This window comes from Micromonospora aridisoli, from assembly GCF_056150025.1.
Genome location: NZ_JAXCFK010000094.1, coordinates 1 through 599 on the forward strand (window position 1 = coordinate 1; position 599 = coordinate 599).

Annotated in this window: 1 protein-coding gene; it reads left to right on the plus strand. The window is 69.4% G+C overall.

Features of this window, described 5'->3' with window-relative positions; translation table 11 throughout:
- Positions 1-599, plus strand: a 599-nt coding sequence (ftsZ, locus tag SM447_RS29520; protein ID WP_474576141.1) for a cell division protein FtsZ, incomplete at both ends; no start/stop codon positions are given.

Genomic DNA, 599 nt, shown 5'->3' on the forward strand with positions numbered 1-599 from the left:
TCAAGGGCGTCGAGTTCATCGCGATCAACACCGACGCGCAGGCGTTGCTGATGAGCGACGCGGACGTCAAGCTCGACGTGGGCCGGGAGCTGACCCGGGGACTCGGCGCGGGCGCCAACCCGGACGTCGGCAAGAACGCCGCCGAGGACCACCGCGACGAGATCGAAGAGGTCCTCAAGGGCGCCGACATGGTGTTCGTGACCTGCGGCGAGGGCGGCGGCACCGGCACCGGCGGCGCGCCGGTCGTGGCGAACATCGCCCGCAAGCTCGGCGCGCTCACCATCGGTGTGGTCACCCGGCCGTTCTCGTTCGAGGGCAAGCGCCGGCAGGTCCAGGCCGAGGCGGGCATCGAGGAGCTGCGCAACCAGTGCGACACGCTCATCGTGATCCCGAACGACCGCCTGCTCGCGCTCGGCGACCGCAACATCTCCATGATGGACGCGTTCCGCACCGCCGACCAGGTGCTCCTCTCCGGTGTCCAGGGCATTACCGACCTGATCACGACGCCGGGTCTGATCAACCTGGACTTCGCCGACGTCAAGAGCGTCATGAGCGGTGCCGGCAGCGCGCTGATGGGCATCGGCAGCGCCCGCGGTGAG